Genomic DNA, 26,521 nt, shown 5'->3' with positions numbered 1-26,521 from the left:
GTAAGAACCGACGCCGGGCAGCGATTCCGGCGTCTGCTATTTCTGGAGGACCGATGAGCCTGCCTGCTGCTTTTCTGAGCGACGCCGCACAACTGATCCCGAAAGATCGTCGTTTCGACGATCCACTTTCCACCCTCGCCTTCGGCACCGACGCCAGCTTTTACCGACTGATCCCACAACTGGTGATCCGTGTCGAGTCGGAAGATGAGGTGGTGGCGCTGCTGCAACTGGCCCAACGCGATCGCGTGCCGGTGACCTTTCGTGCGGCGGGCACCAGCCTTTCGGGACAGGCCATCAGCGACTCGGTACTGATCGTGCTGGGGGACAATTGGAACGGGCGCGAGATTCGCGGCCAGGGCACACAAATCCGCTTGCAGCCCGGCGTGATCGGGGCGCAAGCCAACGCCTGGCTGGCGCCATTCGGGCGCAAGATCGGTCCGGATCCGGCGTCGATCAATGCCTGCAAGATTGGCGGCATCGTCGCCAACAATGCCAGCGGCATGTGCTGCGGCACGGCGCAGAATACCTATCACACCCTCGCAGGAATTCGCCTGGTGCTGGCCGACGGCAGCCGCCTGGACACGGAAGATCCGGCCAGTGTTGCGGCCTTTCGCCAACGTCACGGCGACCTGCTTGAACGCCTGGCAACCCTGGGTCGCGAAACCCGGGCAAACGCTGAGCTGGCTGCAAAAATCCGCCACAAATACCGTCTGAAAAACACCACCGGCTTGTCACTCAACGCCCTGGTGGATTTCGACGAGCCACTGGATATCCTCAGCCATTTGCTGGTCGGCTCCGAAGGCACCCTGGGTTTTATCAGCGCAGTGACCTACGACACGGTGATCGACCACCCGAACAAAGCCTCGGCCCTGATCGTGTTCCCGGATGTGGAAACCTGCTGCAACGCGGTGACGGTACTCAAAACCCAACCTGTTTCAGCGGTTGAACTACTGGACCGCCGCAGCATGCGTTCGGTGCAGGACAAACCCGGCATGCCGGCTTTCGTACAGCACCTATCGGAAAATGCCTGCGCCCTGCTGATCGAATCCCGCGCCGCCTCGCCCTCGCTGCTGCATGAGCAACTGGCGCTGATCATGGCCTCCCTGGCCAGCTTCCCAGTGGAGAAACAAGTCGACTTCACCGAAGACCCGGTGGAAAACGCGCGCCTGTGGGCGATCCGCAAAGACACCTTCCCCGCCGTGGGCGCCGTGCGTAAAACCGGCACCACCGTAATTATCGAAGACGTCACCTTCCCGGTGGAACAACTGGCCATTGGCGTTAATCGCCTGATCGAGTTGTTCGACAAACATCACTACGACGAAGCGATCCTTTTCGGACACGCCCTGGAAGGCAATCTGCACTTTGTGTTCACCCAAGGCTTCAACAGCGCGCAAGAAGTCGCACGCTACCAGGCGTTCATGGACGACGTCGCCCAGTTGGTGGCCGTGGAGTTTGGCGGCTCGCTGAAGGCCGAGCACGGTACCGGTCGCAACATGGCGCCCTTTGTCGAACTGGAATGGGGCAGCGATGCCTACCAATTGATGTGGCAGCTCAAGCGCCTGCTTGACCCCAACGGCATTCTCAACCCGGACGTGGTGCTCAGCGAAGACCCGCAAATCCACCTCAAGCACCTCAAGCCACTGCCCGCCGCCGACGAGCTTGTGGATAAGTGCATCGAGTGCGGTTTCTGCGAGCCGGTGTGCCCATCGAAGGGACTGACCCTGAGCCCGCGCCAGCGCATCGTGATCTGGCGCGATATCCAGGCCCGGAGACGCGCCGGTATCGATACCACCGAACTGGAAGCGGCCTATCAATACCAGGGCATCGACACCTGCGCGGCGACCGGGCTTTGTGCCCAGCGCTGCCCGGTAGGCATCAATACCGGCGACTTGGTGAAAAAGCTGCGCAGCCGCGACGCCGACCGTACGAAAACCGCCGAATGGTTGTCGACGCATTTCGCCACGGCACTGCAAGGTGCGCGCTTCACCCTGCACGTGGCCAACGGTGCGCGCATGCTGCTGGGCGCGCCGCGACTGGCGAAGCTCTCGGCCACGGTAACCCGGCTGTCCAAGGGGCAAATCCCGCAGTGGACCAACGCCATGCCGCAACCGGAAAAGGCCATTCGCTTCAGCCCCGCCGTGAGCGATGAGAGACCCCGCGTGGTGTACCTCGCCGCCTGCGTCTCACGTGCGATGGGCCCGGCAGCCGGCGACCACGAACAGATGTCGCTGTACGACAAAACCCGTGGCCTGCTGGAAAAAGCCGGTTACCAGGTAGTCTTTCCCGACAATCAGGACAACCTCTGCTGCGGCCAACCATTCGCATCCAAGGGCTACGCCGAACAAGCCGAACACAAACGCCAGGAACTGATCGGCGCCCTGCTCCACGCCAGCCGTGGCGGCCTCGACCCGATCTACTGCGACACCAGCCCGTGCACCCTGCGCCTGGTCCAGGACCTGGCCGAAACCCGCCTCGACCTCTACGACCCGGTACGCTTTATCCGCACGCACCTGATGGACCGCCTCGACTTCACCCCCCAGGAAGCCCCGATCGCCGTGCACGTCACCTGCAGCACCCAACACCTGGGAGAGAGCCAGGCGCTGATCGACCTGGCCAGGCAGTGCAGCAAAAACGTGGTGATCCCCGAAGGCATTCATTGCTGCGGGTTTGCCGGCGACAAAGGCTTCACCACGCCAGAGCTGAACGCGCACTCACTGCGCAGCCTCAAAGACGCCGTGCAGTATTGCAGCGAGGGCATCTCCACCAGCCGTACGTGTGAGATTGGCCTGACACAACACGGTGGAATTGATTACCACGGCCTGGTGTACCTGGTGGATCGAGTAACCCAGGCGCGCGCCCACTAGGGCCGCCCTCTTTGGGTGCAAAACCTAATGATTTCGGGGTTTTTCGACTAATCCAGCGACAAAACAGAACCCCTGCGCGCCGGCGTAGTCATCTGCATAGGCCTCGACAAACGAGGCTCATCAGTGACCTCGCTGGCTGCACGGAAAACCGGCAGCATCGAGCCCTATTTGCACAAGGAGATACCCATGAAGCGTTCCGCTCTTGCTGGTTTGTTCATTACCGCTGCGATGCTGGCGTCCCCCGCGTTTGCGGCCGGAACAAAAGACGATCTGTGCCAAATCAACCTGGACAAAATCAACAACGGTAAAGCGTTGCTCGCCACCGACACCAGCGGCAAATCTGGCGAAATCGACACCGCCGTTTCCCAAGCCAAGGCAGCCCATGCGGCAGGCGATGACAAGAAATGCATCGAGATCACCTCCAAGGCCCTGCAAAGCCTGCAAGACACGGACAAAGGCGGCAATCAGTAACTCGCTGATTGCCCGAGGCCAACCTTCGGGTTGGCCTTCTGTGACCGATTGACGTACACTGCACAGGCTTGTCTCTCACTAAGAAACAACGAGTTACAAGCACGGGGCCGTTTAGGATTCGACGCCGGTTGCGAAACTTTAGGTGCATGCCGAGTTGGTAACAGAACTCGTAAATCCACTGTTGCAACTTCTTATAGTTGCCAATGACGAAACCTACGGGGAATACGCTCTCGCTGCGTAAGCAGCCTTAGCCCTTCCCTCCTGGTACCTTCGGGTCCAGCAATCATCAGGGGATGTCTGTAAACCCAAAGTGATTGTCATATAGAACAGAATCGCCGTGCAGTACGTTGTGGACGAAGCGGCTAAAACTTACACAACTCGCCCAAAGCACCCTGCCCTTCGGGTCGCTGAGGGTTAACTTAATAGAAACGGCTACGCATGTAGTACCGACAGCGGAGTACTGGCGGACGGGGGTTCAAATCCCCCCGGCTCCACCAGTTCAACATCTAAAGACGTCCACGGACGTCTTTTTTTGTGCCTGAAATCCGGTGAATACGGGGCTTTCAGGGCCATTAGGATCCGTCAGCGTCCATAGACGTCTATGCAGACGTGTATTCCAAGTGGTATTCCAAGCTCCCTGCTGGTATTTTTTGGAATACACAAACAGCATTGGAATACACCATGTGCGCCCAAGCCACGCGCCTCTCAGACCTTAAAGTCAAAGCCGCCAAGCCTAAAGAAAAGGACTACACGCTAACTGATGGCAACGGCCTTCAAATGCGAGTGAGAAGCAATGGCTCTAAGCTGTGGAATTTTAACTATATCCATCCCGTAGCCAAAAAACGGATCAACATGGGACTAGGCACATTTCCGGAAGTGAGCCTGGCCCAGGCGCGAAAACGGACTGTTGAGGCCAGGGAGCTCGTCGCTCAGGGGCTGGACCCGAAAGAGCAGCGCGATGCGAAGCGGCAAGCGAAAAAAGCAGCCACTGAACACACTTTCGAAAACGTGACGAGAGCGTGGTTTGAGCTCAAAAAGGACTCAGTCACCTTTGCCTATGCCGAAGACATTTGGCGCTCTCTAACGCTGCACATATTCCCGGACCTGGGCACCACACCGATCTCAGCCATCAATGCCCCTAAGGTCATCGACTTGCTCAGACCCTTGGAAACCAAAGGCAGCCTCGAAACCGTTAAACGCCTGACACAGCGACTCAACGAGATCATGACCTACGGCGTCAATTCAGGACTGATTCACTCGAACCCGCTCAGCGGAATCCGCTCCGTCTTCAAAAAGCCAAAAAAGAAGAACATGGCGGCACTCCCGCCCGATGAGCTGAAAGAGCTCATGGTGGCAATCGCCAATGCCAGCATAAAAATGACTACCCGCTGCCTAATCGAATGGCAGCTCCATACCATGACCCGACCCGCAGAGGCTGCCACCACCCGCTGGGCTGATATCGACATAGAAAAGAAGGTCTGGACGATTCCAGCTGAGCGCATGAAGAAACGCCGTATCCACATCGTGCCGCTTACAGACCAAGCCCTAGCCCTGCTTGAAGCAATAAAGCCCTACAGCGGGCATCGGGAGTATGTGTTCCCTGCAGACCGTAATCCTCGAACCCACTGCAACAGCCAAACCGCCAACATGGCACTGAAACGCATGGGATTCGAAGGGAGGCTGGTAAGCCATGGGATGCGCTCTATGGCCAGCACCATCCTCAACGAACACGCCTGGGATCCTGAGTTGATTGAAGTAGCGCTTGCACACGTCGATAAAGACGAAGTACGCAGCGCCTATAATCGAGCGGACTACATTGAGCGCAGGCGTCCAATGATGAAGTGGTGGAGCGAGCACATCCAAGAATCAGCTACCGGCAATCTTTCGATGTCGGCCATCCAGAACAACCGAGACAGGAAGGTCGTCTCGATTAGTTGACTGATAAAGCTCTACCTAAGTAGCGCTGCCCCTCAGACATGCTATATCCCCCAACTAAGCACTCCAGACGCTAGCTATCTGGAGTGGTGCAAAAACAGGTCTATAGATAGCTCTTGACGCCACAGCGACCATCACCGCAGATATCACAACACACCATCAACCAGCAGGAGCCATAAAGTCAATTTCTTTTAACCAGTACACTTCCAGAATTTGATCCATACGTCTTACCTGTAACCATACCTTGCTTGTAATAGTCATTAAGCAGCTTCAAAAAATCCTCTACATCATCCTTATTTTCAATAAGCACTCTTCCGTCTGAAGTAGACTTCAGCTCTCGCCCTTCATACTGAAGAAGCATCTGCTTCATATTCTCAATTTCTGAAGCACCGATTTGGGCATGATTGTTATTTTTAGCGATATTCGCCAGTGTTCGCATCATAGAGGGTTTTGATGTGACTTCTGCACGGACAATTTCCAAACCTTCGACCACTGAATGTTTATTGATTATATCCAATGTTTCGTTTGACAGCTCAACAAACTCATCTTCTAGTTCGGCAATTTTTTCGAATGCTGCTTTAGAAAAAATTAAAAACGAATTACCTTGCAAGACGCAATCAAATTTATCTTCAAAAGTAATGTGCTCAGCCTTAATTTCCACCAACTTAGGATCCGTGGAGTCGAAGTGAGCCTTAATTTTCTTTCCAAAGCCTTGCGGCGTGTCTGTTGCAACGCTTGTAGCCGTTAACTTTTTGAAAAATAAGGCTTTCGCATTTCCGCCATCAGTCGTGCTTACAATCTTAACGCAGTAGAACCAAATATTCTTTTTTAGCTCATTTAAAGAAACGGCGGATTTTATTTCCGTACCGTTGAGAATTTTCTTCCAGGTATGATCTGAAACCCTAAGCTTTTCAGCCTCATCATACTTGAACAGCGTTTTTGGCATATCATCAGATATGACGGCATATTTCTGAGCCACTGCCGAGGACTCTATATATTTCTCAACTTGTGCCTTCGCGGAATTGAGAAAAAAGCCATTGACTTCTTTCGAGGCATCTAACCTACTAAGAGTATAGTTAAATCCTTTTTTCTTATTTTCAATCTTGTTTTTTCTTTGTATGAAGAACACCTCAAACGAAAGATTTTGTTGCTCTAGTAAACCCTGAACGGTGCTCAATGCTTCGCTACTCATCCTTCCTCCCCAAATCTATACCGAAATACAATCTGTGGGCGATTCGCTTCATTTTGAGCAAATCACCTTCTTCCATAAATTTTTCTTTCGTAAGAATTATTATTTTCTTCTTTGCTCCCGCAGTGCTTTCGACCTCTACGTGATAGAGGGAATACCAAAAACTCAAAGTTGGGTTGATGAGTATCATCGATGAGTTGACGTAAATTGTATACGTTACACACATCAAAGTTATTATTGGTATTAGCTGGGCAGGGTCCGCGGGATCTTGAAATACGAAAGGGATGATATAAGTAAATAGATAAGCAATTGATTCCGAATTCTTATTTTCTACGTCAACCACCTTGGAAATCTCACCGCTTTCCTCAGCTCTTTCTACGAGATTTTGGAGCAAGAGCATCAAGAAAATAATAGCCAAAACCGAGATTATTATAAGCGTGGTAGCCACCCCAAATTTCTTCACGAAATTCATCCAGGCATCGCTGCGAAAACCTCCAAAATTAAGATAGTCGCTGTTTTTATAAAACTGCTGAAAAATAATTATCAAAAACAATGGAATGTAAGACACTAGGAAAAGGGTAAGCCTTCCCAGCCGCGTCAATCCGTGCCTCCTGTCTCTACTGCTCTGCATTGGGCGATTCCTTGTGCCTTAACACGAGATCTTAGCTGATAGGGGACTACCCTCCAATCAGAATCCTATCCAGACGCTCAGCCTGATTCGTTGAGTAGTGCCCAAACGTCGCAAACGGAAAATTGCCTCTAAATTCCCTTTTTTGGCCAGACCCTAGATGCCGAGTCGGATTCAATTTGAGAAAACTTAGCCCTACATAATCGCAATGACATACCACCAGAGAGGTCCGCCCCATGTCATTGCAGTGCCCTCGCAACCACAAGCGTAGCAGCGCCCATCTGCGACAACCTGCCACAGATAGCGCGCCTGACTCTCAGGCGCACCTCAGCTCAACGATTAGGCTGCCTGGTGCGGCAGCCTGTCGCACTTGGGGTGTCAAAACACTCTTATTAAACTCAAAACGCCTTCGTGAGGTGCTTTCTACCAAGCGTTGAATGCACTGGCAGTTCTTATCCCCAACGGATTGACTACGCCCTTGCAAAGGCATCGCGTGATTATAAAAATGCCCAACGAGGTCCACCGTGAAAAAAGTATTGGCAGCTGTTTGTTTAGTCGTACTCTCAAATGCTTATGCCGCCCAAGAGCCTGAAGCGGTGTTCAACCGCTCCTGCACTATGTGCCATAACGGACAGTCACCCATGGCTCCAAAAAAAGGTGATCAAGTGGCTTGGAAACCACGCTTGGAGCAAGGCACCGACGTATTGGCCAAGCACGTGACCGAGGGCTTCAAGGCCATGCCGCCACGGGGATTGTGCATGGACTGTAGCGACGAAGATTACAAAGCCGTGATTGCCTGGATGTCTAAGTAAGGTTGCGGTAGGGATGGCAGCTTGCTGCCACCCACCCGCTCTTATCTACGGCCGCGGAACTACGGCATATCGATCGTGATGGTTTCTTTAGAAGCGGGCCGTCAGCGTCAGGTAAGCTGAACGTGGTTGAGTGGGCAGTGCCACTGGAGAGCCCAGATATTGAAAGGTCTCGAAGACTTTGCGACCTGTCAGGTTTACCGCCGAAACCGAGATCGTGTAGCGGTCGAAATCGTAGGAAGTCTGCGCATCCAGCAGTGCGTAGCCTGGTACGGATACCGTATTAGGCAGGGTCAGCTCACGCGCACTGACCGCTGTAATACCGGCACCGAAGCCCAGTCCTTTAGCGGCGCCATCAAGTATCCGATAGCGGGCTGCGAGGCGACCACTGTGCCGTGGTACGCGAGGCAGTCCATCACCCACCCGAATCGAGTTGTCCTCTGTGATTTCTGCCTGGGTGTAGGCGTAGTTACCCAGCAATGAAAAAGCGGGGGTCGGTTCCCAAACCAGATCAGCTTCTACCCCGCGAGCGCGTTGTTCGCCGCTCTGTACCGAGTAACCCAGAATCGCGTAGGTAGGGTCAGGATCAGGGGTGGACACATTACGACGCGTCTGCTCGAACATGGCGAGAGTGCCAGAAATGCCCAGATCGTTGAACGCCAGTTTGACGCCCGCCTCATAATTGCGAGACAGCTCAGGCTTGGGTGTCTCGTTACCAGTGAAGTTGAACGCCCCCCTGAAACCGGTGGAATACGATGTGTAGAGCGCAAGACTTTCGGTCAGGTCATAGGTGATGCCAAACCGTGGTGTCAAACGATGATATGAAGTATCTACACCTTGCTCTTGTTGGTTGATGTCGAGCTGGGTCAATCGCAACGACCCCAACAAGTGCAAACGGCCATAGGTCGCTTGATCCTGAACGTATAAAGCCTTCGTCTCGTAACGGTTGGTTTGGGACACGATTGTTTCGGGCGTCGCGCCGTAGGAAATCCCATATCCCGGATTGGCAAGGTCAAGCTCGCCGATGAGTTCAATGTCGGACATCCCCGAGCTGAAGTGAGTGTTGTCGTAACTGATACCAACCAGCAACTCATGATCTCCACCCAGCGATTCGACTCGGGAACCTAGGTTGGTATCCAGCGTGCTTTCCCGGATGTTCGTGGGCAGGTAAAGCTTGAATATCGGGTAAACCGTGGGTGTCGTAGGATTCGGTCCTAGAAGGTTCGGAAATACAAGGCCGCCATAGTCACGAACTTTGCCCTCGTAATACTGAGCGGTGACGGTCAGTCGTGTGTCGTCGTTAAGCTGATGTGTGAGTTCGGCAGTGGTTGTTCGATTCTCGATAGTGGTGTGAGGTTGTCCACTGGTCGCTCCTGGGAAAGCGTTGCGATCAATCTGCCCGCTCAATGCTTGGGCGGCTGGCAGGCCGGAATATTCGAGCTGGCTGCGATTCTCGTATTGGCCGCGCAGTAAGAGCTCAGTCTCTGGCGATAGCTGGAACGCGATACTTGGTTGTATCGACCACTGATGGCCGTTGACGTGGTCAATCCAGCTGTCATTTTCTTGATAGTCAGCGGCAATCCGTGCGGCGACCTTGTCGCCGATGGGTGTGTTGAGATCCAGCGAAGGATTCTCTGTGCCGAAGCTACCGGTGCGCATCGACAACAGTGCCCTTGGCTCGGTCTCGGGTCGTTTAGAAACTACGTTGATCAAACCACCCAGCGGTGCGCCGATACCGCCGCCGTACAACGCTGATGTAGGGCCTTTGAGTACCTCAATGCGCTCGGTGCCGATGAGGCTGGTCGGGTCGATGCTCGCTGCCGTGCCGCCAAATGCAGGCAGCCCGTTCATGTAAATTTCCGCCGGAAAACCGCGCACAATTGGCTGAGCGAACAGTGCCTCTTGCGGCTTGGTTGCTCTTACCCCTGAGACGTTAACCAGCGCGTCAGCAAGCGAATGACTGTCCTGCTCCTTGAGCATCGTTTGCGTTACAACTTGAACGGATTGCGGGACTTCGACCAGGGGCGTGTCGGTGCGAGTGGCCGACGCAGAAGAGGGTGCGCTGTAGCCTTCACGCGCCCCGGAAACGTTTATGGTTTCCAACGTCCAAATCTGTGATTGATCGGATGTTGGGGGTACATCCACGGCACCGTCTTGTGGGTGCGCAATGACCGGTAATGCTAGCCCCAGAAACACGCAAAAGGCATGGCGCCAACGCAGACGCGATGGATCAATGTAGAACAGCGGCCCGTTCTTGTCCGAGTACATGGGATCATCCGATAAAAGTCATTTGAAGCAGAACGCGCAGAGGGATTCGGCGTCGGCGGACTCAAAAGCCGGTCGATGCAGAGTCGGCAATGCGCGTTCAGCCAAAAGTGGGTATGACATTCAACGATCGAATCGGTGGCGCTCGGCTTCTTGCACCGAGGAATATCGGTGGCGCTGCTTGCTGGGGAATTAAGTGAGTAGAAAAAAGCTGTAACGGTGGAACATTAAGTTGAAACCTGGACAGGTTTGACTCGGCGAGAGCGGGATGCTGGAACAGAAGAGAGCAATATCCGCATTTTTCCCACACGACCAGATCATGGGTCTTGCCGACAGAAGCATGGTGAGACTTCTGGCTCGTGCCAAGCACGTCGTGGCACTCCATGCCAGCCATGCTCATTGGTTGACTTTTGCCATGGGAAAGGCTGATCCCCTGACTGATCAGGGGGCCGGCAAAAATCATCAGTATGGCGAACAGGCTCAGCCATGCTCCGATAATGTGACGCTTACGCATTAGCAGGGCTTCTGCTCATCACGCGCAGCCTTCGATACCTGCGTCTGCCGCTCGTATTCGGGGATGGGCAACCACCGTCGAAACCCGGCACCCCCTTTCCCCGTCAGAGGACACCAGGAAAAATCCCAGAGTGCCGGTGGGAAATCCTCTTTTTCAGGGTCAACACTAGCGATAGAACGAGGCGCTACTTTCCAGTCAAACACCCTCATCGGCGAGCCTTGCCAAGCCAACACCAGTCCTCGTGCTTGGCTATCGTCAGTATTTATCCACCGGGCCGCTGCCGCAGTCATGAAGGCATCAATGTGTTCTTCGTGGATGTGCGCCCGATAGGTCGACGTGAGTAACCAACGGCAGACACTCAGGTAGTAAGTCCAATTCAGCGACGGATGATTGCGGTACGCCCAGGTCATAAAACTGCGAAATATGTTCAAGCAGTCTGGTGGATCTAGCTTGAGCAGCCCCGGACACACATCGAACAACGTATGCCAATAAGGCAGCAACCTGGCATCCAGTTGAACAAAGCTGCGTGCGTTGCAGGGATAGTCTGGAAACGGCAATAGGAAGTCGCCACGACTGTTTATGCGCGACGTTTTGCTAACCAGCCGCGAAACGCCTGAAGGAATAACTACAGAGCGCATAGCAGCCTCCATGCCATCGCCGCTTGCGATTTATTGAATGCAGGAGAACTGAAAGTCAGACCTTCGGGAGCACTGGAACTGCAACCGGAGTGATTAATAACGCGAGACATACTGCCTTCTCTACAAGACGATTGGAGGGCGTTCAACGGCAATCGCTGCAGCGACGACCTAGCGTAAACGGACGACAACAAACGAGCGGTGGCGGACAAATCGAGCCAGCCCCCGTGGAAGCGTTAACTGAGGGAAAGCTCGAGGATGGGCTGAGGATCAGGAGTATCCAGAGGGTTGCCTTGCAGTGCATCTCGCGACTAGAGCGCGGCTTTTGTCCAATTCGTAGTAGCGAGGTCAGGCAGAAAAGTAAGGCGATGCTCAACTTCGCCACAGGACAGAATAGGCAGCAAAGACTACCGGCCCAACCACGGGTTGAACGGTCAGTGAAGTCCACGCTCTGTGCCGGATTATGTCTGCCCGATGCAGAGCAAACTGACCGCCACCAACAAGTTCAAGCCCTATCATCTGCTATGCCCTAAGCCGAATCACCGCGTGGAAAACTGCTGCTACAGGACCTTTTTTCACTATGGCTTAACACTCTCAGATCCGGCCATTAACGTTAGACATGCTGGCCACCGTTAACGTGAATCTCTGCGCCGTTTACATAAGAAGCGCCACCGGTGCAAAGGAAGTAGACGAGCGAGGCAACTTCTTCAGGTTTGCCCAGCCGGTTCATCGGCACTAGCCGTTCAACGATTTCCGCAGTGCCTGCGGACAGTATTGAGGTTTCGATTTCTCCAGGTGCGATAGCGTTGACCCTTACGCCATGTCGGCCAAAATCAAAGGCCATTTCCCGAGTCAGGGCGGAGAGCGCAGCTTTGGATGTGGAATAAGCGACACCTGCGAACGGGTGCACCTTGGATCCTGCAATAGAGGTAACGTTGATGATGCTGCCTTTTGCAGCTTTCAATTCATCAAACAGCCCCCGCGCAAGGAGGGCCGTAGAAAACAGATTGACATTGAAGACCTTGATCCAGGTTGCATAGTCGGACTCCAGAACACCGAGTCGTGTCCCCTCAGGCCCCTTAGGCGAAACTCCTGCATTGTTTACCAATGCATCCAAGCGTCCGCCCAATTTTTCCCTGATGGCCGCCAGGCTGTCACTGACGCTATCAATATCTTCGAGATCAAGATGAATGTGGTTGAGTAAGCCCTCGGCCCACGGGCATTCAGCGACCCAGTCCTGGCGAGAGGCGGTGAAAATCCTCCACCCAGCGGCTTGAAAGTGTTTGACGGTGGCATGGCCGATGCCACGACTGGCACCGGTCAATAACAATGTCTTCTCGCTCATACATGCATTTACCTATTAGAAAGTTTCGCTTTGTTTTTAAGCGGTCTAGGTCAAAAAAATCGCAATCTCGATGCGCTACTTTTTGGCAGGTCGTCATGAGGGGCCATGACTCTCATAGCCGCTTTTGATCGCTGCAAACATCGGGTGGTCCGCTGGAATCCCAAGCACTTTTTGGCCATTTCTCGTTTCCTTGCGTTGAAGCGCCTGAACGGTGATGAGTGTCCTTCTCCAGGATGAGGATGAGTCAATCTTACCGTTCGAACGTCGACTCTACGTCTGACTGCAGGAGGCGGAAACGACATTTTTCCCTCATTACCGGTCACGGGATGGCCCACTTACGGCGGCACCAAACTGCAGGTTTCTTCCGTCAAGAATCGCTGCTTCGACGAGCTGAGCCCTAGCTCAGAATCGTAAGTTCGCGAAGGGTCCAAAGCCAGTTCCGGCTGGCTGCGGTTTGTTAGGCACGGCACTCGATTGGCGGCTTGTACGAAGTTGAGCTACTCGCCCGGGATATGAGCGATGAGGATAGGCAGCGCATATCTGCTTAGTCATGCAACGTGACTTCGGCGGACGCATACGAACTGACCTCACAGCTCTGTTGTAGTCCGGCCGAGGCTCCTTGTTTGATCATTATTCGTACTCATGGACTCTCGGCAGGCTTGCATTCCATAGGCTCATTTCGTGACACTTGAGTTGCGTAGCTGCCTCCTCAGTCGTCGGTACGCGCTTATATCTACCAATCCAAGGAGCGATGAATGCGTGTGCGTCCAGCGATAATGAGTGACTCTGAGAGCATGAGTAGAATCGCGAAGGCTACCTTTTCACTGGCGTGCCCAGCAGACACTCCAGCAGAAGAACTGGAGCGCTACATCAGCGAAAATCTGACCGCGCGTTGTTTTCAGATCGCGCTGGATACGTCAAGCCAAGAGGTGCGAGTGTTGGAGAAAGCCGGAGATATCGTGGGTTTCAGTTTGGTCGACTACAAACCAGATCGATTAAGCATCCCACTGGCGGATGGCATCCCTGAGTTGACGCGATGCTATGTCGATTCAAAACACCATGGAACCGGTGCCGCACAACTCCTCTTAACTGCGACGCTTACTGATATTTCAGATCGTATTCGGCTCACGGTGAATGATCAGAATGCCCGCGCAATAGGCTTCTACCAACGTAATGGATTTTTGACAGTTGGAGAAACCAGTTTTCAATGCGGCGATGATGTCCACCGAGACTTGGTGATGGTACGTGAACTATAGGGTCGCGGTTTTTGCGTAAGCGCTCCGGGAAAACAGATTGCGAGACTCCTGCATTCAGGCGATTGGTGCCGAGTACCTAGGTCAGGTCGCCGGACGCTCACAATTAAGGTCAAATCGAATGCAAACACGTAGTCAACTGGAGTGCAATCTTACGACATGTAGGCACCCGTCTAATTAGGCAAGGTGTGTTGAGCGGACGCTTAATGCGGTTTGGCTCTGGCCAGGAAATTTCCGTTGGGTTTGAAGCATAAAGAGCGGGTCAAGTTGACCCGCTCTTTATGAGCAATTCAAAGCCGTCCAGGCTACGTGATCACCGCTTACGGCCATTGGAGGCAATGCTAGTGTCGGCTCGGTTCCACCCACCACCTAGGGCTCTAATCAGGTTCACCGTTGCAATGGCCTGAGTACCCGTCAGACGGCTCAGTTGCAGTTCGGTTTGTAAGACTTGGCGCTGAGCATCGATAACGTCCAAGTAGCTGATCTGCCCCTCTTCATACTGAGTTTTAGAAAGTCGCTCTGTCCGTATTGATGCTGCAACAGCTTCGCTTTGATTACCTTTCTGATCATCGAGCAACCTCAGATCTGCCAGGTTGTCCTCTACCTCTCTAAACGCCACCAATACTTGCTCCCGATACTTCGCAACCTGCTCGTCGTATCGAGCCCTTGCAGAGGCGAGATCTGCTTTCCTCCGACCACCATCAAATATCGGTAACGTCAGCGCCGTTCCCGCAAGGGGGCCTAGTAGAAAAGACCGAGTCGACCAGTCGAACAGATTCCCCAACGATGACGACTCGAAGCCGGCGGAGGCATTTATGTTAAGCCGCGGGAAAAATGCTGATTTCGCCAATCCGATTTGTGCATTAGCCGCGGCCATAGCTCTCTCGGCGGCAGCAATATCTGGACGGCGCTCCAGTAGGGCTGATGGTAACCCGATAGGCACCTGGGTCGCGATGGGCTCTATAGGTGAGTCAGGGAAGCCGAAGTCGGCAGGAGACTTACCCAACAACACGGCAAGACTATGTTCTGACGTCGCGCGAAGCCGTGCGATCCCTACCGAGTCCGCCCTCGCGGTCGATAGTTCGTTGCGAGCTCGCGAGAGGTCAAGTTCGCTTATGTCACCTTCTTTGAATCGCCCCTCTACTAATTTCAGGGTGTTTTCACGCAGGGTGACCGTGCGACGAAATAGTCGAAGTTGGTTGTCGTACTCACGCAGCTCGAAATAATTTTTAGCCACATCAGCTTGGAGGGCTAACAGCACAGAACGATACAGCGCCTCGTTCTGTGCTTGATTAGCGAGCGCAGTGTTCACTTGTGAATCCACCTTCCCGAACAGGTCTACCTCGTAAGAGGCCGTCGCCTGCGCCCGCCAAAGAGTCTGCGTGGACCCATTCGCATCGTCAGACAACAATTGTGAGGCAGGAGACAGGCGTTCACGCGTAGGACCAAATCCCGCATCTAGGGACGGGAACCATCCCGCTCGGGCTGATTGGGTCAAGGCTCTCGATTGCTGGACTCGTGCGGCAGCCGCCTTCAGATTCTGATTAGCCTCTGCGGCTTGCCGCTCCAGGTCGTTTAGCACCGGATCGCCAAAGACTAGCCACCATTCCCCACGATGCTCGGCATCGGCCGGTTCAGCGTTTTTCCAGGCGCTATCTTTGGGCAATGATGCTTGCTTCTGTTCAGCCGAAGCTTCCTTGAACGCCTGTGGAGTCGGGACGTCGGGGCGGTTGTATGTCGGCTCCACAGAGCATGCTGATAGAAGCGATAGCAGCGCTGAGGAAGTTAGCAGTCCAAATATAGACTTTTTAGGTAATTGGATCATTCGTTTGGCTCCGATCATGAGTCCAATGCTTCCGTTGTCAGGTGAGGCGCGTCTTTTTGAGCCACGTGTACTTTGCCACCTGCCAGCGTACGCAGGACCACGTAGAAGACAGGTGTTAGTGCGAGACCGAACAGGGTCACGCCCAACATGCCGAAAAACACCGAGATCCCCATGGCTTGGCGCATTTCTGAGCCCGCCCCAGTGGAAAACACGAGTGGAACAACGCCCATGATGAAGGCGATCGAAGTCATGAGAATCGGCCGGAGGCGCAAGCGGCTCGCTTCAATGGCAGCCTTCAGCGGCGTGTACCCGTCGTGCTCTAGTTCTCTGGCGAACTCGACGATCAAGATGGCGTTTTTGGAAGCCAATGCGACCAATACCATCAACCCGATCTGGGTAAAGATATTGTTGTCTCCTTGCGTGAGCCACACCCCCGTGAGTGCGCACAAGATGCTCATGGGAACGATCAGGATTACCGCCAAAGGGAGGGTCAAGCTTTCGTACAGTGCGGCCAGTACGAGGAATACGAGCAGGACGCTGACAGGGAAGACCCACATACCGGCATTACCTGCCAAAACCTTTTGGTAAGTCAGCTCAGTCCACTCGAATTTTACGCCTTGAGGCAACACCTCGGCTGCAATGCGCTCTGCTGCTGCTTGGGCCTGGCCAGACGAATAGCCCGGCGCTGGGCCGCCGTTAATATCCGCTGCGGTGTAGCCGTTATACCGAACCACCATGTCCGGACCGTAGGTTGGGGTGATACGAACCAGAGACGATAGGGGCACCATTTCTCCACGGTCGTTTCTGGTTTTTAGCTGAAGGATGTCATCTGCTCGCTGACGAAACGGTGCGTCGGCCTGCACTCGTACCTGATATACACGGCCAAAACTGTTGAAGTCATTCACATACAAGGAGCCAAGGTATACCTGCATGGTCTTGAATACATCGGTAACAGACACGCCCAGCTGTTTGGCTTTCACACGGTCTAGCTCGACGTTTAGCTGCGGGAAGTTGATCTGATAGTTTGTCAGTGACCCACCAAGCTCCGGGGTCACTGCAGCCTTGGCCATGAATGCTTGAGCGGCCTTGTCAAGCTCCTCATACCCGAGGCTACCTTGGTCTTCCAGCTGCATTTTGAAGCCACCTAGTGTGCCAAGCCCGAGTATTGGAGGCGGTGGAAAGGCTGCGACATAGGCTCCTTTGATACTGGCGAACTTTTGGTTAAGGGATGCGACGATGGCCGCGGCGGACTCATCTTTCGATGTACGCTCGCTGAGAGGCTTGAGGGGGACAAAGACAATCCCTGCGCTAGAACTGTTCATGAATCCGTTAACGGACATGCCGGGGAAGCCGACTGCGTGAGCGGCGCCCGGCTGCTTCATGACTATTTCGCTCATCTGGCGAATCACTTCTTCCGTTCGGTCAAGAGAAGCGCCATTGGGAAGCTGGGCGATGGTGACCAAGTACTCCTTGTCCTGCATGGGAATAAACCCAGCAGGCACAACGTTCCCCATAACCGCCGTGAGACCCAGAAGAACCACATAAACAACCAGCATGCTGCCCTTGCGCTTAAGGATGCCTGTTACGCCTTTCGAGTATTGCTCCGAGCCACGATTAAAAACCTTGTTGAAGGCTCGAAAAAAACCGCCCAGTAGCTTATTCATCACCCGCGTTAAGGCGTCTTGCTTAGCGTCGTGGCTACGCAAAAGTAGTGCGCTGAGGGCTGGAGAGAGCGTGAGTGAGTTGAAAGCAGATATCACTGTAGAGATCGCAATGGTCATCGCAAACTGCTTATAGAACTGGCCCGTGAGACCGCTCATAAATGCCAACGGTACAAACACAGCCACCAACGTGAGTGCGATGGCAATGATGGGGCCGCTGACCTCTCGCATGGCTTTATACGTGGCGTCCCTCGGGGTCAGACCGCTGGCTATGTTCCTCTCCACGTTTTCAACCACAACGATGGCATCGTCAACGACGATACCAATGGCTAACACCATTCCGAAAAGCGACAGGGCATTGATTGAGAAGCCGAAGGCCAGCAATAGCGCAAAGGTACCGATGATGGACACCGGTACAGCGATTAAAGGGATGATCGCTGTACGCCATGATTGGAGGAACACAATTACGACCACGACCACCAGTGCGATGGCTTCGAGCAGTGTTTCTATAACCGCCTGAATGCTCGACTTCACGAAGCGAGTGGGGTCGTAGATAAGCCTGTAATCCAGGCCTGGAGGGAAATCAGCGCTGAGATCTTTGAGTGCGGCGCGGATTTGATCAGAGATCTCCAGCGCGTTAGCGCCAGGCAATTGGTAGATGGCGAGGGAGACGGCGGGTTTGTTGTCCAGCAGCGCACGCAATCCGTATTCAGCCGCAGAGAGTTCGACTCGGGCGACATCCCGCAGATAAGTAACTGCGCCATTCGGGCTAGTTTTGAGAATGATGTCGCGGAACTCGTCAACGGTCTTCAAGCGTCCCTGGGCGTTGATTGTCAGCTGTACTGCAGTACCCGGCGAAGAAGGCGCAGCACCAACGGCACCCGCAGCAACCTGAATATTCTGTTCTTGAATGGAAGTGACAATCTCCGAGGCGGTGAGATTACGCTGCGCCACCTTTTGCGGATCAAGCCACACACGCATTGCGTAGTCACCTGCCCCCCACATATCGACACGGCCAACGCCAGGTATCCGCTCAAAGCGCGTTTTGACGTTCCGTAGGCCGTAGTTTCTCAAATACGTTGTGTCGTACCGATCATTCGGCGACACGAGGTGCAGAAAAAGAACTAATGAAGAAGAGCTTTTGAGCGTAGTAACACCCAATCGTTGTACATCTTCGGGCAATCGTGGCAATGCTTGATTGACTCGGTTCTGTACCAGCTGGGTAGCCAAGTCCGGGTCAGTTCCTAATGCGAAAGTTACAGTGATGGTCAGGTTACCGTCACTGTTCGCTTGAGACTGCATGTACAGCATATTCTCAACGCCGTTAATTTTTTCCTCAAGCGGCGCAGCAACTGTCTCGGCAATGACTTTTGGATTCGCTCCAGGATACTGTGCGCTGATTGTGACCGAGGGCGGAACGACCTCTGGATACTCAGAAATCGGCAATTTAAATATTGCTATCAACCCTGCAAGCAGGATCACCACGGATAGTACGCCCGCAAAGATCGGACGATCAATGAAGAACTTTGATATGTTCATTAATGACTCTTTAAGTGAGGCGGCTACTTGCTCTCAGCGCTGCTTGAAGGTTAAAAAAGACAACAGGACGCTTAAGGATGCACTCTGTTTTATAATCAATGCACGGATCAATAAATCCTAAGTGCCTGAGGGACACTCATTATTTACTGGTGAATTTTAGTTAGTCCTGTCGTGGGTCAGTGAGCGTTTCTAGCCTGAGCGTCATTTTGGGGAATTATCTTTCCTAGAACCTGCTCCCCTGGACGGACTCGCTGAATACCGCCTACCACCACCCGTTCGCCCTCTTCGAGTCCGGACGTGATAATGCGATAATTGCCTTGTAGATTTCCCAGCGCTACCGGGCGATAAACAATATGGTCATCTTTTCCCACGACCAAGACAAATCGCTTGTCTTGATCGGTGCCAATTGCCGCATCATCAATAAGAAGGGCCGCGTATGGTTCACTGCCGCCCACTTTTACACGCGCATATAGCCCCGGGACCATGGTGCCATCAGCGTTGTCAAACCGTGCACGCATGCGGATAGTGCCTGAGGTAGTGTCGAGTTCATTGTCTACGGATTGGATGACTCCCCGGCGCGAATACCCTGTCTCATCTGCAAGTCCTAGATCAACCGGAACAGTAGCCTTATTGCCGAGTCTGTTGATGTACTTAAGATAAGTCTGCTCATCAGCGTTGAACTCTGCGTAAATGGGGCTAACAGAGACAAGCATCGTTAAAGGTGCCGCGCCTGCCCCGGCGTTTACGATGTTTCCAAGTGTTATTTCTGCCCGCGATACTCGACCAGAAATTGGAGCTGTAATCTGGGTATGGCCGAGATCAATTTTAGCTGCATCCAGCGCCGCTTCAGCAGTCTTAAGATTGGCACTGGCCTCCAACGCCGCGTTGTTTTTTTCATCGTAGTCACGTTTCGCTATTGCATTTTCGGCAATCAGGCGCTGTGCCCTCTCCCAGTCGCTTTTCGTGTACGCGGCGCGAGCTTGAGCTGCTGCAACCTGCCCCTTAGCTCGTTCGACTTGTGCTTGGTAAGGTCGTGGGTCGATGACGAACAGAGTGTCCCCTTTTTTTACCAATTGGCCATCATGTATGTTGACGTCCGTTATGGTTCCCGCAACCAGTGGCTTAACCTCAACTTTTTCCACCGCTGCTAATCGGCCAGAGTAAGTTTGCCAGTCGGTAACCGTTTCTTTTTTAACGACCACGACATCTACCTCTTGGACTGGGGGCGGGCCGTCCTGTGCTACAGCTTTCTCTGAGTTATCGACCACGCCAAAGGCAACGACTCCGAAAATAATAAGTATACCTGCGGAATAAAGTGCCGGCCTAGTGCGGGGTTTGGAATTAGCGCTCATCATGACTCCAAGATTAATTCTGTTATAGCTTAGCTGTTGTGTGAATGCCAAGTTCCGATGGATCATTCACAGCAACATGAGGTGGCGTTTCTTAAAGCGCCAAGCTTTTTGGATCTCCAGCGATACCGCTTTTAAAAGGTATGCGTCACGCCCGGATAATTATGTCGCCGATCGGTTTTCGCTGCCCGAGACGTGTTCACTGGTTGCGTTTTTTATTCTGCGTTCGATACACACCCACCACAAGGTAATAACAGCGCATACCGCTAATAGTGGGAAAATCATATCGTTCATACCCTTCCAGCCAAGTGATTGCAATAGAGGGCCGGCGGCCAAAGTTGCAAATGCAGTGAACGTGTATCGAATAAACTCTGCCACTCCCTGCACCCTAGCCTTCTCGGAGGGATGATGCGAAGCAGTCAGTAAGACTGTGCCGCCCACAAACATAAAATTCCATCCCACGCCTAAAAAAAGAAGTGCAATATAAAATGCCGCCAAGCTGTCCGAACAATGTGCAATCAATCCGCAAGCTGCACTAAGTGCAATTCCCAAGAACAAAATCGAAGGCAATCCGAATCGGGAAATCAGGCGTCCAGCAAATAGTGACGGCGCGTACATACCTACTAAATGCCATTGAATAATGCTGGCGCCATCATTTATTGAGTGATTGCTGGCGACAGCCGCCAGCGGTGTTGCAGTCATGATGAACATCATCACCACGCCGCCTATGACGTTATTCGCGAGTGCCGCTAGTGAAACTGGCTGTCGAAATATTGTAAGTAACTTGCGTGGCGGCTGTTCGTGGCCATGCAGCTCCAATGATTCTGGAAGTGCATCTTCATAGCCTAACCAAAGTAATGCTGCCGAGGCAATGCCGAGCAGGCATACCATCAAATAAGAACCGGCGAATAGGGTAGCGAATAAATTCGTGCTCCAACTCGCTAACAAAGGCCCAAGAATAGCGGCGATCACTCCGCCCGCAAGCACCAACGAGATTGCGCGTGCTTTGCGGTCGTCAGGTTCCGAATCTGTCGCCGCCAAACGGTAATACTGGGCGAACGCTTGAAAGATACCGACGGCCGCTGTCCCGATGCAGAATAGCCAGAAAGAGTTCAGGAAGACCGCCCATACGGAAATCGATCCGCCTATTGCACAGGTGAAGGCACCTAGCACAAATCCACGCCGTCTTCCGATCGTCTGCATCAGAGTAGAAGCGAAATATGTCGCAATGGCGCCTGCTACGGTGATCAGTGCAAAAGGCAGAGTCGCGAGCGATTTATCAGGGGCAAGCTGATATCCCGTCAAACCGGTCAATGTGAGATCGATCGCGATGGCCGCCGTGAATAATCCTTGGGCTATGGCCAACACAGCCACATTCGAGCGACTTGACGATTTTTCTGGCGCTGGAATGTCTTCCGACGACTTTGATGTACTCATTGCACCCGCCTCCAGCTAAGAAGATTTGAGGTGACAGCCCTTACAGCCATGACGACTCTCCCGTTGAGAAACGGGAGCATTCTCTATGTCACTTATGGCGGGAGAAAGGACTTACTTCCCTCCTTTTTGGCCGTCATGCTGCATTGGCCAGCGGATGTCACAGACAGGAACGCAAATAGCGAAGCGGGACTACAAGGCAAAAAATGAGGATGACGTTTTTTGAGGGTTTTTTGCTCTTTTCGCCATACGACTTTTAGAGGATTATCCGAGGCAAGCAGTACGAAAATCGCCAACAGGAGGCTGGCAGGGAATAGTAATTGTGAACAGGATCAATGATTTTTGGAGAAGGTAATTCCATGCGTGACATCGCTTTCCTGGTCTTTCCCGAGTTTCAGATTCTGGACCTTAGTGGTCCGCTGGCCGCCTTTGAAATCGCTAAAGAGATCGGGGTATCAGATCCCTACTGCTGTTCGGTAGTCTCGTTGTCGGGCGGCCCCGTTATGAGTTCGTCTGGTCTGGAAGTAAGGAGTCAGAAGATCAGATCAAGCCCGTACGATACGTTGATCGTGGTCGGCGGTAAGGCTTTTTCCAAACCCTATGACCTTCCCATGGTGTCGGACCACCTCGCTAATGCGGCCGCGAAAGGTACCAGGCGAGTTGCGAGTGTTTGCACCGGGGCTTTTCTATTGGCTTCGGCGGGCCTGTTAGACGGTCGCAGGGCTACTACACACTGGAGGCAGACCGCGCGACTGCAACGCAATTTTCCGAAGGTGCGGGTACAGCCCAATCATATATTTACGAAGGATGGTGGCATCTGGACGTCTGCTGGCATCTCTGCGGGAATCGATCTGGCGCTGGCCATGATTGAGGAGGATCTGGGAAATGCTGTTTCCCATGAGGTCGCCCGCGCCATGGTCGTGTACCACCGTCGGCCAGGAGGGCAGTCACAATTTTCGGCCATGGCCGATATGGAGCCGACGACGGATCGCATGAGGGAGGTGCTTTCCTACATGCGAGAGCATCTAAACGAACAGCTATCAACAGAGCATTTGGCATCAATTGCTTGCCTCAGCTTGCGCCAATTTGGTCGAGCCTTTCTGCTGGAAACGGGGGAAACACCCGCTAAAGCTGTGGAGCGTTTGCGTGTCGAGGTCGCGAGGCTGCGCGTTGAACGTGGGGCGGAACCGATCGAACTGATAGCACACTCGGTTGGCTTCAAGGATCCGGAGCGGATGCGCAGAGCCTTCATCAGAGTTATCGGGCACCCTCCTCAAAGCATCAGACGGCTGGCCGCACATCAGGGTGTTAGCGCTTATGAGGTTACGGTTGAGGCTGAAGTGTCTTAACTGCCCGCTCAGGGTTCATTGCGCTCGGCGCAATCCCCTTTGCAACGGCGTATTTGAGCGCTGTACCGAAAGTCTATTCCTCTTAAAGCCGCCTCATCAGTAGATTCTAATTTCGGAAGGGGAAACAAGTTCGACTAAACCGTATGGCGTAAATCGAGGGGACTAAGTCGTTTTGCAAAGCGCTAGTGACGCTTAAACTTCAGCTTCTGGGTTTAGTGACCCCGAATGGTCGCGGTAAATCTCAAATCTACTAATGGGACAGTCATGAAAGAACTTTCAGGCAAACGTGCATTCATCACTGGCGCTGCACGTGGTATTGGCGCAGCTATCGCTATCGAGTTGGCAGAAAAAGGAGCTGATATTGCTTTCAGCTATGTTCGCTCTGGGGATGCGGCGGAGGAACTGGCCAGAGAAATTGAGGGATTGGGTGTTAAAGCCTTCCCTATCCAGGCCGATAGTGCGGATCCCCAAGCAGCTACGCGTTCTGTACATGAGGCAGCTAGGCTTTTAGGAGGGTTGGACATACTAGTAAACAATGCGGGCGTCGCTTTTATTTGCCCGCTGGAGACAATGCCGCTGGATCAGATAGACCAGATCATCGCCGTAAACATTAGAGCAGTGATCTTGGCTTCTCAAGCAGCCATTACCTATCTTGGAGAGGGCGGAAGAATCATCAATATCGGTTCCTGTCTGGCGGAGCGTGTGGCCTTCGAATCGGTCACAGTCTATTCCATGTCCAAGTCCTCCCTACTTTCCTTTACACGAGGACTTGCTCGTGAGCTAGGACCGCGTGGCATCACCGTTAATACTGTGCATCCTGGACCTACGGACACTGATATGAACCCAGCCGATGGTGATGGTGCCGATGCAATGAGGGCTCATTCAGCATTAGGCCGATACGGTACTGGGAAGGATGTCGCAGTGGCGGTCGCGTTCATCGCAAGCCCAAGCGCTAAACACATCACCGGCACCGGGTTAAGCGTGGACGGGGGCGTAAACGCGTAGTCCTGATTTATCTACCTACAGACTCTCTGACTAGTTACCCCAGGCACCTTGCTAGTAAGACTGTACGCCATTACGGGGCTAAAGAACTTGGTAGTTCGGGCTGATTTCCAGCAGTCATTCTAGTTGGGTGGCCGGGGAACTTAAATCTTCTTTTCGCGAACGCCTAGTTAGACGAACCACGTTTTACAGTTGAGGCGCCGTCAAAAGCATTAGAGACAACACCCTCAATTCAATCGCACTGGTGATCAGCTCGACCTGAACCGATGTATTTATACATCGGCAGCACGTGATCAATGTATGAAGTAATAATTCGAAGAAGACTTGCTAATCCAATTTGTGGTTTTTTGTATAAAGAGGCTTGAATCAATGAGCGTTTTGTTGACTCGCCGCAAGGTGATTTCAGGTATGGGACTTCTAGGTATCGGCATGCTGGCAGGATGCGATACCCGAGGTGAGCTATCGTACAAATACGGCAAAGACTTAAGCAATAAAATTCTTGGGCGCACATTCCGGCTAAAAGACACCGACGGCGAGGTAAGAACGCTTTCAAGCTATCGAGGCGTGATGCCCATGATTTTTTTTGGATTCACTCAATGTCCGGCAGTCTGCCCCACCGCCTTGGCTCGTGCAGTTAAAATCAAAAAAATGATGGATAAGGACGGCTACTTTCTTCAGGTTATCTTTATTACGCTCGATCCCGAGCGGGATTCACCAGCCGTCCTAGACGCCTATGTAAAAACTTTTGATCCGTCATTTATCGCTCTTTACGGAACGCTAGAAGAAACAGCGGCTACAGCCAAAGAGTTTGGCGTGTTTTACGAGAAAGTACCGATTGGGTCAACATATACACTTACTCATTCATCGACGAGCTATGTGTATGACTACCAAGGAACGCTACGCCTTGGATTTTCTCAAGCACTTTCGGCACAACAATGTGCAGAAGATCTGATTACACTCATGGAGATTTGCTAATGTATTCAGGTCCAAATTTTACCAATATAAATCAACACGTTAAACAGATCGTACTTGGATTTTCTCTACTAGGGCTGGCTTTCCAGGTTTCAGCCCAAACGCAGATAGAGGGCGCATGGGTTCGCGCGACAGTGCCAGGACAACAAGCGACTGGTGCGTTCATGACGATAACTGCAAGCAGCGACAGCAAGCTGCTCAGTGCCCAGTCACCGGTGGCGAAAATCGTGCAAGTTCACCAGTCGACAATCAAGAACGACGTGATGCGCATGCAACCAGTAGAGTTCGTCGCCTTGCCTGCTGGCAAAGCAGTCATCCTGGATCCCCACAGCTATCACATTATGCTTATTGACTTGGTGAAACAGGTAAAAGAAGGTGACCAGGTGCTTGTGAATCTTACGGTAGAGAACGCCAAGGGCGAGAAGGAATCGATCAAGGTTGAGGCCACCGCGCGAGCTTTAAATATGGCTGATGACGCAAAATGAATCGATAGTTTCAACGATGAGCGCCAGTAGATAAAAGTGGCTGACCGTGACGAGCGTTTAAACTGGGCGACGCCGCCAGCCACGTTGTCGGATTCGCTGGCCGCGTTTATCGAGTAGATTCGGCATGAAGCTAAGGCAAAGAGTTTTTTTGCCTTAGCTACCTTCGTGCGTGTAACACAACAAAAAATTGCTGGCTTATCTCAGGTGACCTCGCGCGACCCTTGTCTGGTTGCGATGCACCTCAGGTTAGCGCGCTCAAGCCTTTTAGCATCGGCTTAGAGGAAGAGGATCTTGCATCTGACGGGCTAAATTTATCCGATGCCGCTCCGTCGCTTGCTTAGGCGTATCGTTGGAATATCTTCGAGATTATTTTCCACTGACCGTCGATCTTGAGCAGCGAAAGAAAGTCGTGGAAGCTCGAGCCCAAAACGTCATTCTCCATGTCCACTCGGACAACTGCAGCTGTGGGTGCGATAGCCAAGATATCCAGGCGACTGCGGGTGTTCGGTGAAGCGCCCAGTGCTTTGAAGAAACTCGCAAATACCGGAACAGCTGGACCTTGAAGCAGCTCATCGCCCGTGTAGCCCCACATTATCGCGTCTTCGTGGAAGGCTTTCTCAATTCCAGCGATGTCCCCAGAGCGATAACCGTCAATATAAGCTTGAGCTGCCTGAATTACATCGTCGTACTCAGTCGTGGCGACTGGTTTTATATGCGAAGTCATGTTGAATCCTCGAGAGCTACTTAGTGAAATGTGCAAGTTTTAGAGCCGCTCAGCACCACGTACTGCGATCACCACAATGGTTATTAAAACGAGTGCTCGCTCCCTGGCGTAGGATCGATGCATTCAGATCTAGCTGCGCGAGCCCCCAATTTTCAGGTACTCCCACGGCAAGTCCCCTGCGTGTAGGAGTCCAGGGGCTTTTTGTTTGGCGATGACTACTGCTCAGGACCTGCCCCTAGAGCGACCCCGCGGCATGGCGCAGAAATGACTGAC

20 protein-coding genes and 1 other RNA gene are annotated in these 26,521 nt (G+C 52.9%); 10 read left to right on the top strand and 11 right to left on the bottom strand.

Translation table 11 applies throughout. From position 1 onward, the window contains the following. Positions 1-53 precede the first annotated feature (53 nt). The 4 genes from HYE77_RS26910 (at position 54) to HYE77_RS26895 (ending at position 5,273) form a co-directional block, all read left to right on the top strand. Positions 54-2,864 carry an FAD-binding and (Fe-S)-binding domain-containing protein gene (locus tag HYE77_RS26910; RefSeq protein ID WP_177069918.1) on the top strand — a complete coding sequence of 937 codons (2,811 nt, stop codon included), beginning with the start codon at positions 54-56 and terminating at the stop codon, positions 2,862-2,864. Positions 2,865-3,050: 186 nt separating this feature from the next. Beyond that, on the top strand, positions 3,051-3,335 hold the full coding sequence (locus tag HYE77_RS26905) for a hypothetical protein (RefSeq protein ID WP_003212250.1): 285 nt from the start codon (positions 3,051-3,053) through the stop codon (positions 3,333-3,335). Between the two features lie 103 nt (positions 3,336-3,438). After that, positions 3,439-3,832, top strand: a transfer-messenger RNA (tmRNA) gene (gene ssrA, locus HYE77_RS26900). Positions 3,833-4,016: 184 nt separating this feature from the next. After that, positions 4,017-5,273, top strand: a complete 1,257-nt coding sequence (locus HYE77_RS26895) for an integrase domain-containing protein (RefSeq protein WP_177069917.1) — start codon at positions 4,017-4,019, stop codon at positions 5,271-5,273. Between the two features lie 178 nt (positions 5,274-5,451). Here the strand turns inward: HYE77_RS26895 and HYE77_RS26890 are convergent, their stop codons facing one another. Together HYE77_RS26890 and HYE77_RS26885 are read right to left on the bottom strand one after the other, a co-directional pair. Beyond that, the gene (locus HYE77_RS26890; RefSeq protein ID WP_177069916.1) at positions 5,452-6,462 is read right to left on the bottom strand and encodes a Kiwa anti-phage protein KwaB-like domain-containing protein; all 1,011 of its coding nucleotides are present in this window, start codon (positions 6,460-6,462) and stop codon (positions 5,452-5,454) included. Next, a complete protein-coding gene (locus HYE77_RS26885) occupies positions 6,455-7,090 on the bottom strand; it encodes a hypothetical protein (protein WP_177069915.1) in 636 nt (211 codons plus the stop codon). Before HYE77_RS26885 ends, HYE77_RS26890 begins: the two co-directional genes overlap by 8 nt. 521 nt (positions 7,091-7,611) lie before the next feature. Between HYE77_RS26885 and HYE77_RS26880 the strand changes: the two genes are divergently transcribed. Beyond that, positions 7,612-7,899: a c-type cytochrome gene (locus tag HYE77_RS26880; protein WP_177069914.1), complete on the top strand. Its 288-nt coding sequence runs from the start codon at positions 7,612-7,614 to the stop codon at positions 7,897-7,899. Between the two features lie 87 nt (positions 7,900-7,986). On the opposite strand, the gene HYE77_RS26875 is transcribed toward HYE77_RS26880, so the two are convergent. From HYE77_RS26875 to HYE77_RS26860, 4 genes are all read right to left on the bottom strand, one after another. Continuing rightward, positions 7,987-10,164 (bottom strand): TonB-dependent siderophore receptor, encoded by a 2,178-nt coding sequence (locus HYE77_RS26875; RefSeq protein WP_177069913.1) that lies wholly within the window; start codon positions 10,162-10,164, stop codon positions 7,987-7,989. Positions 10,165-10,261: 97 nt separating this feature from the next. Further along, positions 10,262-10,675, bottom strand: coding sequence for a DUF2946 domain-containing protein (locus HYE77_RS26870; protein ID WP_177069912.1), 414 nt, complete (start codon positions 10,673-10,675; stop codon positions 10,262-10,264). Further along, the gene (locus HYE77_RS26865) at positions 10,675-11,313 is read right to left on the bottom strand and encodes a putative natural product biosynthesis protein (RefSeq protein ID WP_177069910.1); all 639 of its coding nucleotides are present in this window, start codon (positions 11,311-11,313) and stop codon (positions 10,675-10,677) included. The genes HYE77_RS26870 and HYE77_RS26865 overlap by 1 nt, the downstream gene beginning before the upstream one ends. A gap of 610 nt (positions 11,314-11,923) precedes the next feature. Further along, positions 11,924-12,655, bottom strand: coding sequence for an SDR family NAD(P)-dependent oxidoreductase (locus HYE77_RS26860; RefSeq protein ID WP_025110493.1), 732 nt, complete (start codon positions 12,653-12,655; stop codon positions 11,924-11,926). A gap of 755 nt (positions 12,656-13,410) precedes the next feature. On the opposite strand from HYE77_RS26860, the gene HYE77_RS26855 reads away from it, so the two are divergent. Then, positions 13,411-13,911, top strand: coding sequence for a GNAT family N-acetyltransferase (locus HYE77_RS26855; RefSeq protein ID WP_177069907.1), 501 nt, complete (start codon positions 13,411-13,413; stop codon positions 13,909-13,911). Between the two features lie 310 nt (positions 13,912-14,221). Here HYE77_RS26855 and HYE77_RS26850 read toward each other — a convergent pair whose 3' ends face one another. The 4 genes from HYE77_RS26850 to HYE77_RS26835 all read right to left on the bottom strand — a co-directional run bounded on the left by HYE77_RS26850 (position 14,222) and on the right by HYE77_RS26835 (position 21,719). Then, the gene (locus HYE77_RS26850) at positions 14,222-15,733 is read right to left on the bottom strand and encodes an efflux transporter outer membrane subunit (protein ID WP_128191727.1); all 1,512 of its coding nucleotides are present in this window, start codon (positions 15,731-15,733) and stop codon (positions 14,222-14,224) included. A gap of 14 nt (positions 15,734-15,747) precedes the next feature. Further along, positions 15,748-18,933: an efflux RND transporter permease subunit gene (locus HYE77_RS26845; RefSeq protein WP_177069905.1), complete on the bottom strand. Its 3,186-nt coding sequence runs from the start codon at positions 18,931-18,933 to the stop codon at positions 15,748-15,750. A gap of 176 nt (positions 18,934-19,109) precedes the next feature. Beyond that, positions 19,110-20,285: an efflux RND transporter periplasmic adaptor subunit gene (locus tag HYE77_RS26840; protein WP_110968952.1), complete on the bottom strand. Its 1,176-nt coding sequence runs from the start codon at positions 20,283-20,285 to the stop codon at positions 19,110-19,112. A gap of 159 nt (positions 20,286-20,444) precedes the next feature. Continuing rightward, positions 20,445-21,719: an MFS transporter gene (locus tag HYE77_RS26835; protein WP_039769096.1), complete on the bottom strand. Its 1,275-nt coding sequence runs from the start codon at positions 21,717-21,719 to the stop codon at positions 20,445-20,447. A 356-nt stretch (positions 21,720-22,075) separates the two neighbouring features. On the opposite strand from HYE77_RS26835, the gene HYE77_RS26830 reads away from it, so the two are divergent. The 4 genes from HYE77_RS26830 (at position 22,076) to HYE77_RS26815 (ending at position 25,524) form a co-directional block, all read left to right on the top strand. Continuing rightward, positions 22,076-23,065, top strand: a complete 990-nt coding sequence (locus HYE77_RS26830; protein ID WP_025110499.1) for a GlxA family transcriptional regulator — start codon at positions 22,076-22,078, stop codon at positions 23,063-23,065. Between the two features lie 264 nt (positions 23,066-23,329). Continuing rightward, positions 23,330-24,070: an SDR family oxidoreductase gene (locus HYE77_RS26825; protein WP_016973809.1), complete on the top strand. Its 741-nt coding sequence runs from the start codon at positions 23,330-23,332 to the stop codon at positions 24,068-24,070. Positions 24,071-24,436: 366 nt separating this feature from the next. After that, complete coding sequence (locus HYE77_RS26820) at positions 24,437-25,042, top strand: SCO family protein (RefSeq protein WP_016973810.1); 606 nt, start codon at positions 24,437-24,439, stop codon at positions 25,040-25,042. Beyond that, positions 25,042-25,524: a copper chaperone PCu(A)C gene (locus HYE77_RS26815; RefSeq protein ID WP_016973811.1), complete on the top strand. Its 483-nt coding sequence runs from the start codon at positions 25,042-25,044 to the stop codon at positions 25,522-25,524. The genes HYE77_RS26820 and HYE77_RS26815 overlap by 1 nt, the downstream gene beginning before the upstream one ends. Positions 25,525-25,861: 337 nt before the next feature. On the opposite strand, the gene HYE77_RS26810 is transcribed toward HYE77_RS26815, so the two are convergent. Continuing rightward, complete coding sequence (locus HYE77_RS26810; protein ID WP_047335640.1) at positions 25,862-26,248, bottom strand: nuclear transport factor 2 family protein; 387 nt, start codon at positions 26,246-26,248, stop codon at positions 25,862-25,864. Positions 26,249-26,521 lie beyond the last annotated feature (273 nt).

This window comes from Pseudomonas sp. IPO3774 (assembly GCF_013386835.1).
Lineage (GTDB): Bacteria > Pseudomonadota > Gammaproteobacteria > Pseudomonadales > Pseudomonadaceae > Aquipseudomonas.
Note: the sequence above shows the minus strand (reverse complement) of the source record. Positions and strands in the feature narration are given on the sequence as shown.

What these genes read in the sequence shown, in the direction of transcription:
- HYE77_RS26910 (WP_177069918.1), top strand. Translation starts at nt 54, where the DNA reads ATGAGCCTGCCTGCTGCTTTTCTGAGCGACGCCGCACAACTGATCCCG.
- HYE77_RS26905 (WP_003212250.1), top strand. Translation starts at nt 3,051, where the DNA reads ATGAAGCGTTCCGCTCTTGCTGGTTTGTTCATTACCGCTGCGATGCTG.
- HYE77_RS26895 (WP_177069917.1), top strand. Translation starts at nt 4,017, where the DNA reads ATGTGCGCCCAAGCCACGCGCCTCTCAGACCTTAAAGTCAAAGCCGCC.
- HYE77_RS26890 (WP_177069916.1), bottom strand. Translation starts at nt 6,462, where the DNA reads ATGAGTAGCGAAGCATTGAGCACCGTTCAGGGTTTACTAGAGCAACAA.
- HYE77_RS26885 (WP_177069915.1), bottom strand. Translation starts at nt 7,090, where the DNA reads ATGCAGAGCAGTAGAGACAGGAGGCACGGATTGACGCGGCTGGGAAGG.
- HYE77_RS26875 (WP_177069913.1), bottom strand. Translation starts at nt 10,164, where the DNA reads ATGTACTCGGACAAGAACGGGCCGCTGTTCTACATTGATCCATCGCGT.
- HYE77_RS26870 (WP_177069912.1), bottom strand. Translation starts at nt 10,675, where the DNA reads ATGCGTAAGCGTCACATTATCGGAGCATGGCTGAGCCTGTTCGCCATA.
- HYE77_RS26865 (WP_177069910.1), bottom strand. Translation starts at nt 11,313, where the DNA reads ATGCGCTCTGTAGTTATTCCTTCAGGCGTTTCGCGGCTGGTTAGCAAA.
- HYE77_RS26860 (WP_025110493.1), bottom strand. Translation starts at nt 12,655, where the DNA reads ATGAGCGAGAAGACATTGTTATTGACCGGTGCCAGTCGTGGCATCGGC.
- HYE77_RS26855 (WP_177069907.1), top strand. Translation starts at nt 13,411, where the DNA reads ATGCGTGTGCGTCCAGCGATAATGAGTGACTCTGAGAGCATGAGTAGA.
- HYE77_RS26850 (WP_128191727.1), bottom strand. Translation starts at nt 15,733, where the DNA reads ATGATCCAATTACCTAAAAAGTCTATATTTGGACTGCTAACTTCCTCA.
- HYE77_RS26845 (WP_177069905.1), bottom strand. Translation starts at nt 18,933, where the DNA reads ATGAACATATCAAAGTTCTTCATTGATCGTCCGATCTTTGCGGGCGTA.
- HYE77_RS26840 (WP_110968952.1), bottom strand. Translation starts at nt 20,285, where the DNA reads ATGAGCGCTAATTCCAAACCCCGCACTAGGCCGGCACTTTATTCCGCA.
- HYE77_RS26835 (WP_039769096.1), bottom strand. Translation starts at nt 21,719, where the DNA reads ATGAGTACATCAAAGTCGTCGGAAGACATTCCAGCGCCAGAAAAATCG.
- HYE77_RS26830 (WP_025110499.1), top strand. Translation starts at nt 22,076, where the DNA reads ATGCGTGACATCGCTTTCCTGGTCTTTCCCGAGTTTCAGATTCTGGAC.
- HYE77_RS26825 (WP_016973809.1), top strand. Translation starts at nt 23,330, where the DNA reads ATGAAAGAACTTTCAGGCAAACGTGCATTCATCACTGGCGCTGCACGT.
- HYE77_RS26820 (WP_016973810.1), top strand. Translation starts at nt 24,437, where the DNA reads ATGAGCGTTTTGTTGACTCGCCGCAAGGTGATTTCAGGTATGGGACTT.
- HYE77_RS26815 (WP_016973811.1), top strand. Translation starts at nt 25,042, where the DNA reads ATGTATTCAGGTCCAAATTTTACCAATATAAATCAACACGTTAAACAG.
- HYE77_RS26810 (WP_047335640.1), bottom strand. Translation starts at nt 26,248, where the DNA reads ATGACTTCGCATATAAAACCAGTCGCCACGACTGAGTACGACGATGTA.